Origin of the sequence: Pseudomonas sp. BNK-7, assembly GCF_048072025.1 — a bacterium.
In the GTDB taxonomy this organism is placed as follows: Bacteria; Pseudomonadota; Gammaproteobacteria; order Pseudomonadales; family Pseudomonadaceae; genus Aquipseudomonas; species Aquipseudomonas danubii.
The window spans coordinates 4,577,437-4,590,883 of the sequence record NZ_CP182252.1 but is presented as its reverse complement, the minus strand read 5'-3'; the positions used below and the strand labels follow the sequence as shown (position 1 = coordinate 4,590,883).

Here is a 13,447-nt window from a genome sequence, read left to right as displayed (position 1 = left end):
CTGCGCTGGCGTGGCCGGGCTGCGCGTAGGAGCTGGCTTGCCAGCGAAGGCGTCCTTGAACACTGCGCAAGACTCAAGGGCCTCTTCGCCGGCCAGCCGGCTCCTACCAGGCGTGCCGGGTTATTTCGGGTAGCCGGCGCGCTTCATTTCCCGCTCGGTGCTCTGCTGCGCGGCTGCCAGGGCCTGGTCCACGGTGGTCTGGCCGATCAGCGCCGCGGAAAACAGCTTGCCGACCTGGGTGCCGATGGCCTGGAACTCGGGAATGGTCACCAGCTGGATGCCGATGTAGGGCACCGGCTTGAGGGTTGGTTTGCTCGGGTCCACCGCCTTCAGCGATTCCAGGGTGATCCGGGCGAACGGCGCGGCGCTCATGTAGGCCTGGCTGTAGGTGGAGGCGCGGGTGCCCGGCGGCACATTGGCGATGCCGTCCTTCTCGGCCACCAGGGCTGCGTATTCCTTGGAGGTGGCCCAGGTGGTGAAGGTCTTCGCGGCGTCCTTGGCCTTGGAGCTGGCGGGGATCGCCAGGGACCAGGAGTACAGCCAGGCGCTGCCCTTGTCGGTGACCTGGTGTGGCGCATAGGTGAAGCCCACCTGCTGGGCGACCTTGCTCTGGCTCTGGTCGGTGACAAAGGAGCCGGCGACGCTGGCGTCGACCCAGATCGCGCACTTGCCGCTGTTGAACAGCGCCAGGTTTTCATTGAAACCGTTGCTGGAGGCCCCGGGCGGGCCGGACTTCTTCATGTTGTCGACGTAGAAGGTCAGGGCGTTCTTCCACTCCGGCCCGCTGAATTCGGGCTGCCATTGCTCATTGAACCAGCGCGCGCCGTAGCTGTTGGCCAGGGTGGTGATCAGGGCCATGTTCTCGCCCCAGCCGGCCTTGCCCCGCAAGCACAGGCCGTATTGCTCCTGCTCGGGCTTGTTGAGCCTGGCGGCGAATGCGCCGATCTGCTCCCAGGTCGGCCGCTCCGGCATGCTCAGGCCGGCCGCCTGGAACAGGTCGGTGCGGTAGTAGGTCATGGAGCTTTCGGCATAGAACGGCAGGGCGTAGAGGGTGCCCTTGACCGACAGCCCTTCACGGACCGAAGGGAAGACATCGTCCAGGTCATAGGCGGCGGGCAGGTCCTGCATCGGTTGCAGCCAGCCCTTGGCGCCCCAGAGTGCGGCTTCGTACATGCCGATGGTGAGCACGTCGAACTGGCCGCCCTGGGTGGCGATGTCGGTGGTCAGGCGCTGGCGCAGGACGTTTTCTTCCAGCACCACCCAGTTCAGCTGGATGTCCGGGTGCTGGCTCTCGAAGGTTTTCGACAGCCGTTGCATGCGGATCATGTCGCTGTTGTTGACGGTGGCGATGGTCAGGGTCTGGGCGCCGAAGGTGACGCTGCTGAGGGTCATGCAGGTGCTGAGGAGCAGGGCTTGGGTGCAAGGTTTCATCGGTCACTCCTCTTCTGCGCCAGTGCTGACGACAGAAGGACGGTTATTGTTGTTATGTCTTCCGCCAGAGAGGAAGAATGTGGGCTGATTACAGCCCTCAAACGCGGCGCTGACAAATCATCCATGACACTGGAGTTGATACTTTTTTGCACTGCTTTGCTGGCGCTGCCAGGGCTCGGGTCTCGATTTGCAGGGCTTGCCCCGGGTTCAAGCCGCTACGGAGCCCGCGAATCCGTATCGGTTTCAAGGGGGGCGGGAGGCGACTCTTAGCCCAAAGCCCACTGGCATTTTTCCGATCACTGCCTAAGATGGCCGTCCTAAACCCCGATCCAGGAAACCCTTGGCCACGATGTCCGAAAAAGACACCATCTCCATGCAACTGGTGCGTGAGGCGCTGCTGCAAAGCTGCGCTCCGGGCGCGGCCACCGATGAAGTGCTGCACAAGGTCGGCATCGATCCGGCGGGCTTGCAGCAGGGCCGGGCACGGGTCCCGGCCAGTGCCTATGCGCGGCTCTGGCGCCTGCTGGCTCGGCGTCTGGATGACGAGTTCTTCGGTATGGACCCGCGCAAGCTGAAGTCCGGCAGCCTGGCCTTTCTCTGTCGCTCGGCCATGGCCCAGCCGACCCTGGCCATGGGGCTGGATTCGGTGCTGGGCTTTCTGTCGCTGATGTTCGAGCGCCTGCCGGCGCAACTGGTGCACCAGCAGAGCCTGGCGGAAATCGTCCTGCTGGAGGATGAACACGAGCCGCGGCGGGCCTTTACCTACTTCACTTACTGGATGATCGTCCACGGCGTGGCCTGCTGGCTGGCGGGTCGGCGGATTCCGATCCTGGCCATCGAACTGCGTTGCCCGCAGCCGGATTTCTGCGACGACTACCGGGTGATGTTCTCCGACAACCTGCGCTTTGACCGGCCGCGCACGCGGATGATCATCGCCGCCGACTGCCTGGACCTGCCCATCAAGCGCAGCGAGGCGGAACTCAAGCGCTTTCTGGCCCATGCCCCGGCCAATATCCTGGTGAAATACCGCGATCCTGAAAGCCTGGCCAGCCGCATCAAGCAGCAACTGCGGCAATTGCCGGGGGAGCAGTGGCCGGAGAGTGAAAGCCTGGCCCAGAGCCTGTGCATGTCCGCCTCGACCCTGCGCCGGCGCCTGGCGGAAGAGGGCCAGAGCTACCAGGCCCTCAAGGACAGCGTGCGCAAGGAACTGGCGATTGTCTGGCTGGCGGAGCCGCAACTGAGTTTCGCCGAGATAGCCGGGCGCCTGGGGTTTGCCGACACCAGCTCGTTCTACAAGGCGTTTCGCAAATGGTCCGGCTCCAACCCCGGGCACTATCGCAGCCTGATCCTCAACGACCCGGACCTCTCGTAGGAACCGGCTTGCCGACAAAGGGGCCGCTAGCCATGCGCCGCTCCGACAGATCCGGCCATCTCGCCGGGGCAGCGCGGGCGCTTGGCCAAACCGGTCACGCAACTTGATAGCTTTGACCATTGTTCCGCAAGGGCTCTGGCGCCAGTATTTCCCCGGTTTTCATGAGGTTCCCATCCTAATAAGAACAGCGAGGGATTCTGGCAATGCGCAATTACCTGTCCGCTATCAAAGAGTTCAACTATCAGCACACCGTCGACGCCGCCCTTGCAGGCTCGCTGTCGGCGCTCAATGCCTGTGTCGAATGCTGTGACCGGCATGCATTGCCCGGTCGTATCGCGCTGTTCTGGGAAGGCCGGGACGGCAGCAGCGCCACCTACACCTTCACTGAACTGCAGGACAAGGCCGCTCGCCTGGCCAATTTCCTCCTGGCCCAGGGGGTCGGCAAGGGCGACAAGGTCGCCGGACTGTTGCCGCGCAATGTCGAACTCTTGATCACGGTGCTTGCCACCTGGCGTATCGGCGCGGTGTACCAGCCGCTGTTCACTGCCTTTGGCCCCAAGGCCATCGAGCATCGCTTGAACAGTTCCCAGGCCAAGGTGGTGGTCACCGACGGGGTCAACCGACCCAAGCTCCTGGAGGTCGCCGATTGCCCCACTGTCGTCACAGTGGGAGGCGCCAAGGGCCAGGGCATCGTGCGCGGCGATTTCAGTTTCTGGGCCGAGCTGGAACAGTACCCGGCCCAGTGCGAACCGGTGCTGCTCAGTGGTGAAGACCCCTTCCTGCTGATGTTCACTTCCGGCACCACCGGCCCGTCCAAGGCCCTGGAAGTGCCGCTCAAGGCCATTGTCGCGTTCCAGGCCTACACCCGCGACGCCGTGGACCTGCGCCCGGAAGACGCCTTCTGGAACGTCGCCGACCCGGGCTGGGCCTATGGCATCTATTTCGGCGTCACCGGGCCCCTGGGCCTGGGCCACCCGATCACTTTCTACGACGGCCCCTTCACCCTGGAAAGCACCTGCCGGGTGATCAACAAGTACGGCATCACCAACCTCACCGGTTCGCCCACGGCCTACCGCCTGCTGATCGCCGGCGGCGACCAGTTCGCCCGGTCGATCAAGGGCCGCCTGCGCATCGTCAGCAGCGCCGGCGAGCCGCTGAACCCGGAAGTGATCCGTTGGTTCGCCGAGCAGCTGGACGTGGTGATCCACGACCACTACGGCCAGACCGAGCTGGGCATGGTGCTGTGCAACCACCACGGCCTGGACCACCCGGTGCATGTCGGCGCCGCCGGCTTTGCCTCGCCGGGCCACCGCATCGTGGTGCTGGACGAAGAGTACCGGGAGCTGGGTGTCGGTCAGCCGGGGATCCTGGCCATCGACCGCAGGCAGTCGCCGATGTGCTGGTTCGCCGGTTACGCCGGGGTGCCGACCAAGGCCTTTGTCGGCGATTACTACCTCAGCGGTGACACCGTCGAGCTGAACCAGGACGGCAGCATCAGCTTTGTCGGCCGCAGCGATGATGTGATCACCACCTCCGGCTATCGGGTGGGCCCTTTCGATGTGGAAAGCGCCCTGATCGAACACCCGGCGGTGGTGGAAGCGGCGGTGGTAGGCAAGCCCGATCCCGAACGCACCGAGCTGGTGAAAGCCTTTGTGGTGCTCAGCGAGCAGTACCGCGCCACCCCGGAGTTGGCCGAGGAGTTGCGCCAGCACGTGCGCAAGCGCCTGGCGGCCCATTCCTACCCCCGCGAAATCGAATTTGTCAGCGACTTGCCGAAAACCCCCAGCGGCAAATTGCAGCGCTTTATCTTGCGCAACCAGGAAATCGCCAAGGCTCAAGAGGCCGCGGCGTCAACAGCTACCGCATGAACAGGATTTGAATGATGGACATTGCAAACCAGGTGTTTCTCGTCAGTGGCGGTGCGTCCGGCCTCGGTGCCGCCAGCGCTGAAATGCTCGTCGCCGCCGGCGCAAAAGTGATGCTGGTGGACCTCAACGCCGAGGCCGTGGCGGCCAAGGCCCAGCAACTGGGCTGCCAGAGCGTGGTGGCGGACATCAGCCAGGAAGCGGCGGCCGAAGCGGCGGTGCAGGCCACGGTCAAGGCCTTTGGCAAGCTCAACGGGCTGGTCAACTGCGCCGGTATCGTGCGGGGCGAGAAAATCCTCGGCAAGAATGGCCCCCACGCTCTGGCCAGCTTCAGCCAGGTGATCAACGTCAACCTGATCGGCAGTTTCAACCTGTTGCGCCTGGCCGCGGCGGCCATCGCCGAAAGCACTGCCGACGCCGAGGGCGAGCGCGGGGTGATCATCAACACCGCCTCCATCGCCGCCTTCGACGGGCAGATCGGCCAGGCCGCCTATGCGGCGTCCAAGGGTGCCATTGCCAGCCTGACCCTGCCGGTGGCCCGTGAGCTGGCACGCTTCGGCATCCGGGTGATGACCATCGCCCCGGGGATCTTCGAAACCCCGATGATGGCCGGCATGAGCGACGAAGTACGGGCCGGGCTGGCCGCTGGCGTGCCGTTTCCGCCGCGCCTGGGCAAACCCGCCGAGTACGCCGCGCTGGTGCGGCATATCATTGAAAACAGCATGCTCAACGGTGAGGTGATCCGTCTCGACGGTGCCTTGCGCATGGCCGCCAAGTAAGGAGGAATTCTCATGTCCATTGCCCACGATCCGATTGTCATTGTCAGCGCCGTCCGCACCCCCATGGGCGGTTTCCAGGGTGAACTCAAAGGCCTCAGCGCCCCGCAACTGGGGAGCGAGGCCATCCGCGCCGCGGTGCAGCGCGCCGGCATTGCGGCTGACGCAGTAGAAGAAGTGCTGTTCGGCTGCGTGCTGTCTGCCGGCCTCGGACAGGCCCCGGCGCGCCAGGCCGCCCTGGGCGCGGGCCTGGACAAAGGCACCCGTTGCACCACCCTGAACAAGATGTGCGGTTCCGGCATGGAGGCCACCATCCTGGCCCACGACATGCTGCTGGCCGGCAGCGCCGAGGTGGTGATCGCCGGTGGCATGGAAAGCATGTCCAACGCCCCATACCTGCTGGACCGTGCCCGCAGCGGCTACCGCATGGGCCACGGCAAGGTCCTGGACCACATGTTCCTCGATGGCCTGGAAGACGCTTACGACAAGGGCCGCCTGATGGGCACCTTCGCCGAAGACTGCGCCGAGGCCAACGGTTTCACCCGTCAGGCCCAGGATGAGTTTGCCGTGGCTTCCCTGACCCGCGCCCAGCAGGCGATCAAGGACGGTCTGTTCAAGGACGAGATCGTTCCTCTGCAGGTGATGATCGGTAAAGAGTCGAAGCTGATCAGCGATGACGAGCAGCCGCCCAAGGCCAAGCTGGACAAGATCGCCACCCTGAAGCCGGCGTTCCGCGACGGTGGCACGGTGACCGCGGCCAACTCCAGTTCGATCTCCGACGGTGCCGCGGCCCTGGTGCTGATGCGTCGTTCCGTAGCCGAGCAACGCGGCCTCAAGCCCTTGGCGGTGATCCATGGCCACTCGGCCTTTGCCGACACCCCGGGGTTGTTCCCGGTGGCGCCGGTGGGTGCCATCGAGCGATTGATGAAAAAGACCGGCTGGTCCTTGCAGGACGTGGACCTGTTCGAGATCAACGAAGCCTTCGCTGTGGTCAGCCTGGTGACCATGAGCAAGCTGGAAATCCCCCACGCCAAGGTCAACGTCCACGGCGGCGCCTGCGCCCTGGGCCACCCCATCGGCGCTTCCGGCGCGCGGATTCTGGTGACCCTGCTGTCGGCCCTGCGCCAGAAAGGCCTCAAGCGTGGCGTGGCCGCGATCTGCATCGGCGGTGGTGAAGCCACGGCCATGGCCGTTGAATGCCTGTAACGAGGAATCCCGATGTTGCCCAATGACGAACAACTGCAGATCAGCGACGCCGCCCGGCAATTTGCCCAGGAACGCCTCAAGCCTTTCGCCGCCGAGTGGGATCGCGAGCACCGCTTTCCCAAGGAAGCCATCGCCGAAATGGCCGAGCTGGGCTTCTTCGGCATGCTGGTGCCTGAACAGTGGGGTGGCTGCGACACCGGCTACCTGGCCTATGCCATGGCCCTGGAAGAAATCGCCGCCGGTGACGGTGCCTGCTCCACCATCATGAGCGTGCACAACTCGGTGGGCTGCGTGCCGATCCTCAAGTTCGGCAATGACGAGCAGAAAGAGCGTTTCCTCAAGCCCCTGGCCAGCGGCGCCATGCTCGGCGCCTTCGCCCTGACCGAGCCCCAGGCCGGCTCCGATGCCAGCAGCCTGAAAACCCGGGCTCGTCGCGATGGCGATCACTATGTGCTCAACGGCTGCAAGCAGTTCATCACCTCGGGGCAGAACGCCGGGGTGGTGATCGTGTTCGCGGTCACCGACCCGGCGGCCGGCAAGCGCGGCATCAGCGCCTTTATCGTGCCCACCGATACGCCGGGCTATAAGGTCGCGCGCATCGAGGACAAGCTCGGTCAGCACGCCAGCGACACCTGCCAGATCCTTTTCGAGGATGTGAAGGTGCCGCTGGCCAACCGCCTGGGGGAGGAGGGCGAGGGCTACAAGATCGCCCTGGCCAACCTTGAAGGCGGGCGCGTGGGCATTGCCTCGCAGTCGGTGGGCATGGCCCGGGCGGCGTTCGAAGCGGCGCGTGACTACGCCCGTGAGCGCGAGACCTTCGGCAAGCCGATCATCGAGCACCAGGCCGTGGCGTTCCGCCTGGCGGACATGGCCACCCAGATCGCCGTGGCGCGCCAAATGGTGCACTACGCTGCCGCCCTGCGCGACAGCGGCAAGCCGGCCCTGGTGGAAGCCTCGATGGCCAAGCTGTTCGCCTCGGAAATGGCCGAGAAGGTCTGTTCGGCGGCGTTGCAAACCCTGGGCGGTTATGGCTACTTGAGCGACTTCCCGCTGGAACGCATCTACCGCGACGTGCGCATCTGCCAGATCTACGAAGGCACCAGCGACATCCAGCGCATGGTCATTTCGCGCAATCTCTGACTTATAGCAGGAGCTGATTCATGAGCTACGAAACCATTTTGTTGGACATCAAGGACCGTGTCGGTCTGATCACCCTCAACCGTCCCCAGGCGCTGAACGCCCTCAACGCGCAGATCGTCGGCGAGGTGAACCAGGCCCTGGACCGCCTGGAAGCCGACCCGCAGATCGGCTGCATCGTCATCACCGGCTCGAAGAAAGCCTTCGCCGCCGGTGCCGACATCAAGGAAATGGCCGAACTCACCTACCCGCAGATCTACCTCGACGACCTGTTCAGCGACAGCGACCGCGTGGCCAACCGGCGCAAGCCGATCATCGCCGCGGTCAACGGCTTCGCCCTGGGTGGCGGCTGCGAACTGGCCTTGATGTGCGACTTCATCCTGGCCGGTGACAACGCCAAGTTCGGCCAGCCGGAAATCAACCTCGGCGTGCTGCCGGGCATGGGCGGCACCCAGCGCCTGACCCGCGCCGTGGGCAAGGCCAAGGCCATGGAAATGTGCCTGACCGGACGCTTTATCGACGCTGTGGAAGCCGAGCGTTGCGGCATCGTCGCGCGCATCGTCCCAGCGGACGACCTGGTGGAAGAAGCCCTGAAAGTCGCCGCCCTGATTGCCGCAAAATCGATCCCGGTGAGCATGATGATTAAGGAAAGCGTGAACCGCGCCTTCGAAGTCAGCCTGTCCGAAGGTGTGCGCTTCGAACGCCGGGTGTTCCACGCGGCGTTCGCCACCCAGGACCAGAAAGAGGGCATGGCCGCCTTCATCGCCAAGCGTGATCCGCAGTTCAAGGATCAGTAACCGCACCGCCCCTGGCAGGACGCGGCGTCCATCCAGCGTCCCAGCAGCCTCAACCGCAGACCCTAGCTGCGGTTGATGGAGACTCCCCCCTCAACCAGCATCGCTGTCCCGCTGACGAAACTGGCGGCGTCCGACGCGAGGAACAGCGCCGCGCGGGCAATTTCCTCGGGACGGGCGAGGCGCTTGAGGGCATGCAGGTTTTCGACAAAAGCGCGTTTCTCAGGCGTGTCGGTGGCTGCTCGGCCCATGGGCGTGTCGGTGCCTCCGGGCAGTAGCGCGTTGGCGCGAATGCCATGGGGGCCTTCTTCAGCCGCGATGACCTGGGTCAAGCCGATCAGCGCGGCCTTGCTCGCGGCATACGCCGCCATGCCGGGAAAACCGACGTGGTGCCCGACAAAGCTGGAAGTGAAAATGATCGACCCTGCGCCCCGGCTGCGCAGAGCCGGCAACTGGTACTTGGCCCCAAGAAAGGCACTGGTCAAGTTGCAGTCGAGCACGGCCTGCCACTGGTCCAGGGTCAGCTCGGAGACGGACCGGGTTTCACCGGTCATTCCGGCGTTGTTGAACGCGATATCCAAGCCACCGAAACGCTCCAGCGCCAGCGCCACAAGGCGCTCGGCCAGTGCCTCGCTGCGAATGTCACCGGCAACCCCAAGTGCCTCGCCACCGGCTTGCTGGATCTGGGCCACCAACGCATCCAGGGCGTCGCCCCGACGGCCGGTCACTATCAGGCGCGCGCCCTCCTGGGCGAACAGCCGGGCGGCAGCCTGACCGATTCCCGACGTGGCCCCCGTGACAATCGCGACTTTGTCTTGCAGTTGTTTCATGATTGACCTCCTTTGCCTGAGCGTTGGGCCAACCCTAGGCCGCGGCGAACGGCGCGGAACTCCGGATCTTGCGTTGAATATCTTTTTCAACGCACCGCGCTGATCGCCGGCAAATCGATGTTTTTTGCCTCGGCGGCACCTGTGACAATCAGGCGCCCCGAGTCCGAGTGCCTTTCAGAGAACTCCTAGATTTATCGTCCTGGTCCTTTGTTATGGTGCGGCGCCGGCTTTGTTTTGCGCCGCATCAGTGCCATCAAGGAGGACTAGCACAATGAATGACGCCGTTCGGATGAGGACCATTTGCACCGGCCAGGCAATCACTATGCCAGGCGGTGGCGACGTCCACCTGATCGCGCCGCCGCCCAAGCCCTGCGTGACCATCGTGGTGCACGGTGTCAACGACCTGGCCGGTTGCTACGAGCGCATCGAGCGCGGCCTGTGCGAGGGGCTCAACGAGCGCCTGGACATGTCGCCGACCTTGCCCAATGGCGTGAGCAACCCGGGCTTTCTGCGTCCGGCCAGCTACAGCCTGCCCGAGGACGATGACGGCAAGGCCCGCAACCCCGACGCGGTGTACTACCGGCGCAAGTTCGCCGCCGCGGCCAACGGCGCCGACACCCGCAGCGTGGTCATACCGTTCTACTGGGGCTTTCGCGAGGAAGAGCGGCACATCATCAAGGACGCTCCCCACGGCGAGTGGATGGATCGCAACAGAAACCGCCTGGACAAGGCGGGCACCAAGGAAGGCGGACAATTCGCCAATGCCACCACCAACCTTCCGGACATGTGGGGCGAGGGCTTCAACGGTTATCCATTCGGCATCGTCCCGCTCAACTTGATCGGTGGAACGCGAACTCACCCGTTGTTTGCCGCCGCGGGGCGTCGTTACATGGTGCTGGCGGCGATGCGTCTGGCAATGCTGATCAAGATCATCCGCAAGCGCTACCCGAACGACACGGTGAATCTGGTGGGCCACAGCCAGGGCACCTTGCTCGGGTTGTTGGCCCATGCCTTTCTCAAGGATCAGGACGAGCGGCCGGCTGATGGCTTCATCATGCTCAACTCGCCTTACAGCCTGTTCCAGCCCAATACTGAAAAGACCCAGAAGTGGCTCGAACAACAAACCACACCGGCGCGTATTGCCACCCTCAAGGGTATTCTCCAGTTCGTTGCCCAGAGACCGAATCCGGTTCCGGCACTGTCCAGCGTCGCGCTGAGAAACTGCCAGGGCTATGGCGCCATTGGTGGGCCGGGTTGGAGCGGCGGTCCCGCGTCGCACAGCACAATCGATGGGCAGCGCGTCTCATTCAATGAACGTGACAACCGTGGCTGCACTTACCTTTACTTCACTCCTCAGGACCAAACCGTGGGCCTGGGCAACGTCCAGGGTATCGGTTGGCAGGGCGTCGGCGACACCGTGGATGGCCTGCCGGCGCGAACGCAGCTGCCGCTGAGTTTCCATCAGCGGATCTTTACCTTGCGCAAGCGCAACAACGAAAAGGAAGCCGTCGGCAAACAGGTTCCCCCCTACATCTACCCACTGCTGCTTGAGGGGGAGGCAACCTGGGAGGACACCGGTTTAGGGCTGCTGGATCGCAGCGCAAGGGCCAATCTCAAACCGGGGGCACGGGTGATGTTGACGGCTCCACAATTGCCCATACCGGCAGAAACCGATTTCGCCACTGATGGCGTCATGACTGCGCCTGGTGAGGATTCGGACAGTGGCGTGTACCAGATAATGGACACACTGGACCCCATCGATGCTGCTATTGGCCTGAGCAATGACAAGTCGCTGCGTATCAAGTCGGCCTGGCGCCCGAAGGACACGCAATACGCCCGTCAGGAGACGATGGCGGAGGCCATTGCCTTCAAGCATGGCCGTGATGTCGCGAGCGTTAAAAAGGCCCGCGACGAGATCTACGAGGTGTCCCAGCACGCTCACGTGTTTGCGGTACGGGCGATGGGTGATGGCCAGGTCCTGGTGACGCGTGGAGAGACTCCCTATGAGGCTCGTTTGCGCCTGCAAAGGGAGGCGTATCAAGAGCCGCAGTCGTTTCACTCGGGGATTCCTAACAACCCGGAACACAGTCGACGAGTCCTGGCCTATGACGTGGCGATTGGAGCAGGTGAGAGCGTGGATGATGTGACGTTCTATGCGTATTTGTGTCGGGTGGCGGATTGGCGGTTGGATTGGAAGAGTACTCGAGCTAACGGTAGGGAACAGCGTGACTTAGACATAGCTAGTGACTTACCCAGTGAGAGGGTAGAGCAGATGTACCTTCAAGAGGAGCGCATGAATCAGAATCTGATCAACTCCACTGTGGAATACCGGTTGACTGGAGTACTGCCGGATATCGTGCTTAAGACCGATATGCCCTCCTTGGTTGCCACGCAGACTTGGGGTGGGGAAAAGTTCGGTCATCCCATTCGTTTCGGAGGGAAGGTCTGATGCGCTCCATAATCCCGTATTTATCCATTGCCTGCTTGTTATTGAACGCTCCTCTGGTCCAAGCGTCCGACAAGTCGCTTATGACTACCCGTTGTTTTGCCAATTCGACCGAGCCCGCCAAAGCCTACATCCCTGCCAAGAAGGCCGCCTCAATGTCCAATGACAGTCGCTACCGTGCACCAACCGTCTCGCCTCGCCTGGAAACCCTGGATGTGCTCAGCATTGGTGTGAGTCTAGATGTCTTTCGCCAAGGAGATATTTGGAAAACCTTGCAAGAGCAAAATGCGAGAGAACCAGAGTCCCTGCACGTTGGCAGTATCCTGCCCATGGACCCGAAGAAGTATCCGGTGACCGCACATGACAAGGATATGGCTTCTGAAAAGCGCGAGACGGATGCCCTTGAATTAGGGCTACGAGATTTTCTGGAGAAATGGCCTATTCCTACCGTCACGGTGGTCCGTGGTTGGAATCCCCAGACCGCCAATCTGCGTTTCTCGCCAGAAAGAACCCGAGAAAGCCTGTCTGTCATGGTCAACAACATGCGAGTACCGGCAGGGTTGCATTGGCATCGTATTCGTAATCTGCAAAACGGCATCGTATGTAACGACACCCCTGAAGCTTTGGTAGAAAATCTGTTTCGGCTTTTCGAGCAAAATCCCGGCCTTCCTGCATTGCTTGTATATGCCAATGAAGGTTTCAACATGGCTTTGGCGTTGAGCAGCAAAGCTAATAAACCCATCGGGGTAGGAACCGGCCCACGACAACCAGGTGAACTCACTGATGCCATGGTCGCCCTGGTCATCGGCCGCCCCGAACGTGTCGAGTGGCTGCGCTATTACGCTCCCTTCACCAAGGTCAACAAGAACAAAATCGATCCCGAGTTCACCGGTTGGGGCTGGCGTAAACCTGCTGTCGAATTCCAACCTTCGGAATTCATCCCGCAACCTTGGACCGAGCGTGCTTTTGAACAGTGGGATGCCTTGCCAGTACTGGCCCGGATTCATCGCCCGGTCACGGTTTCCCTGCAGCGCCCGGATAACGGCGAGCGCCTCAAGCGCGAAGCCTTGACCACGCAACTGGCCGCTGGCTGGAAAAAAGCCACTGATGCCGTTACACCAGCGCCGGCCCGGGTGTTCTACGACGGCGGCCTGAACAGCACGCCACTGGCCGAATTGCTTCCTGCGTTGACGGCTGCTCGCAGCTCTCTGGACCTGCTCGACTCCCGCGAGGGCTACGATCTGACCCAGCGCCTGGGCGATACCGGCGCCGCCTCGCCGTTTGTGGGCATCGCGCTGGCGACCATGGCCAGTTACCAGAATGCCGACACCAGCGTGGTCATGCCTCTGCGTCGCAAGGATCAAGCGACCCTTATCACCATCACCTCGCCGACACCTGGGCAAAAGCCCGTTGGCAACAAATTTGGCATCAACCTGATGCCCCAAACCGCCAGTAGTGACGACGGTGCCCCGGTAAACCCTGCGCCGGTTGCTCCTGCGGCATCGCGGATGCCGGTTGTGGAAGAGGACTACACGCTGGAAGAGTTTCTGGCTGAGTTGAGGCCTAACAACTGGATGGATGATCTCTAGG

At 62.9% G+C, this 13,447-nt stretch carries 10 protein-coding genes; 8 read left to right on the top strand and 2 right to left on the bottom strand.

The window, feature by feature from the left end:
• Positions 1–120 precede the first annotated feature (120 nt).
• Entirely contained in the window at positions 121–1,392 is a 1,272-nt protein-coding gene (locus ACMGF8_RS20810) for an ABC transporter substrate-binding protein (RefSeq protein WP_242553948.1), read from the bottom strand.
• 388 nt (positions 1,393–1,780) lie between these two features.
• Between ACMGF8_RS20810 and ACMGF8_RS20805 the strand changes: the two genes are divergently transcribed.
• From ACMGF8_RS20805 to ACMGF8_RS20780, 6 genes are all read left to right on the top strand, one after another.
• Entirely contained in the window at positions 1,781–2,803 is a 1,023-nt protein-coding gene (locus ACMGF8_RS20805; RefSeq protein ID WP_102863555.1) for an AraC family transcriptional regulator, read from the top strand.
• A 203-nt stretch (positions 2,804–3,006) separates the two neighbouring features.
• On the top strand, positions 3,007–4,671 hold the full coding sequence (locus ACMGF8_RS20800; protein ID WP_102879294.1) for an AMP-binding protein: 1,665 nt from the start codon (positions 3,007–3,009) through the stop codon (positions 4,669–4,671).
• Between the two features lie 14 nt (positions 4,672–4,685).
• Positions 4,686–5,447, top strand: a complete 762-nt coding sequence (locus ACMGF8_RS20795) for an SDR family NAD(P)-dependent oxidoreductase (protein ID WP_110595733.1) — start codon at positions 4,686–4,688, stop codon at positions 5,445–5,447.
• A gap of 12 nt (positions 5,448–5,459) precedes the next feature.
• On the top strand, positions 5,460–6,650 hold the full coding sequence (locus tag ACMGF8_RS20790) for an acetyl-CoA C-acyltransferase (protein WP_102863558.1): 1,191 nt from the start codon (positions 5,460–5,462) through the stop codon (positions 6,648–6,650).
• A 12-nt stretch (positions 6,651–6,662) separates the two neighbouring features.
• Entirely contained in the window at positions 6,663–7,790 is a 1,128-nt protein-coding gene (locus ACMGF8_RS20785; protein ID WP_250330543.1) for an acyl-CoA dehydrogenase, read from the top strand.
• Between the two features lie 20 nt (positions 7,791–7,810).
• The gene (locus tag ACMGF8_RS20780) at positions 7,811–8,584 is read left to right on the top strand and encodes an enoyl-CoA hydratase (protein WP_102863560.1); all 774 of its coding nucleotides are present in this window, start codon (positions 7,811–7,813) and stop codon (positions 8,582–8,584) included.
• Positions 8,585–8,646: 62 nt separating this feature from the next.
• Here the strand turns inward: ACMGF8_RS20780 and ACMGF8_RS20775 are convergent, their stop codons facing one another.
• Complete coding sequence (locus ACMGF8_RS20775) at positions 8,647–9,411, bottom strand: SDR family oxidoreductase (RefSeq protein WP_016964234.1); 765 nt, start codon at positions 9,409–9,411, stop codon at positions 8,647–8,649.
• Between the two features lie 271 nt (positions 9,412–9,682).
• Here ACMGF8_RS20775 and ACMGF8_RS20770 point away from each other — a divergent pair, with 271 nt between their 5' ends.
• Positions 9,683–11,860 carry an effector protein Tle3 domain-containing protein gene (locus tag ACMGF8_RS20770; protein WP_416757040.1) on the top strand — a complete coding sequence of 726 codons (2,178 nt, stop codon included), beginning with the start codon at positions 9,683–9,685 and terminating at the stop codon, positions 11,858–11,860.
• Positions 11,860–13,446: a type VI lipase adapter Tla3 domain-containing protein gene (locus tag ACMGF8_RS20765; protein WP_416757039.1), complete on the top strand. Its 1,587-nt coding sequence runs from the start codon at positions 11,860–11,862 to the stop codon at positions 13,444–13,446. Before ACMGF8_RS20770 ends, ACMGF8_RS20765 begins: the two co-directional genes overlap by 1 nt.
• Position 13,447: the final 1 nt, after the last annotated feature.

Bases quoted from the DNA above. Each gene is read 5' to 3' on its own strand.
- ACMGF8_RS20805 (WP_102863555.1), top strand. From the start codon at position 1,781: ATGTCCGAAAAAGACACCATCTCCATGCAACTGGTGCGTGAGGCGCTG.
- ACMGF8_RS20770 (WP_416757040.1), top strand. From the start codon at position 9,683: ATGAATGACGCCGTTCGGATGAGGACCATTTGCACCGGCCAGGCAATC.
- ACMGF8_RS20795 (WP_110595733.1), top strand. From the start codon at position 4,686: ATGGACATTGCAAACCAGGTGTTTCTCGTCAGTGGCGGTGCGTCCGGC.
- ACMGF8_RS20765 (WP_416757039.1), top strand. From the start codon at position 11,860: ATGCGCTCCATAATCCCGTATTTATCCATTGCCTGCTTGTTATTGAAC.
- ACMGF8_RS20780 (WP_102863560.1), top strand. From the start codon at position 7,811: ATGAGCTACGAAACCATTTTGTTGGACATCAAGGACCGTGTCGGTCTG.
- ACMGF8_RS20800 (WP_102879294.1), top strand. From the start codon at position 3,007: ATGCGCAATTACCTGTCCGCTATCAAAGAGTTCAACTATCAGCACACC.
- ACMGF8_RS20790 (WP_102863558.1), top strand. From the start codon at position 5,460: ATGTCCATTGCCCACGATCCGATTGTCATTGTCAGCGCCGTCCGCACC.
- ACMGF8_RS20810 (WP_242553948.1), bottom strand. From the start codon at position 1,392: ATGACCCTCAGCAGCGTCACCTTCGGCGCCCAGACCCTGACCATCGCC.
- ACMGF8_RS20785 (WP_250330543.1), top strand. From the start codon at position 6,663: ATGTTGCCCAATGACGAACAACTGCAGATCAGCGACGCCGCCCGGCAA.
- ACMGF8_RS20775 (WP_016964234.1), bottom strand. From the start codon at position 9,411: ATGAAACAACTGCAAGACAAAGTCGCGATTGTCACGGGGGCCACGTCG.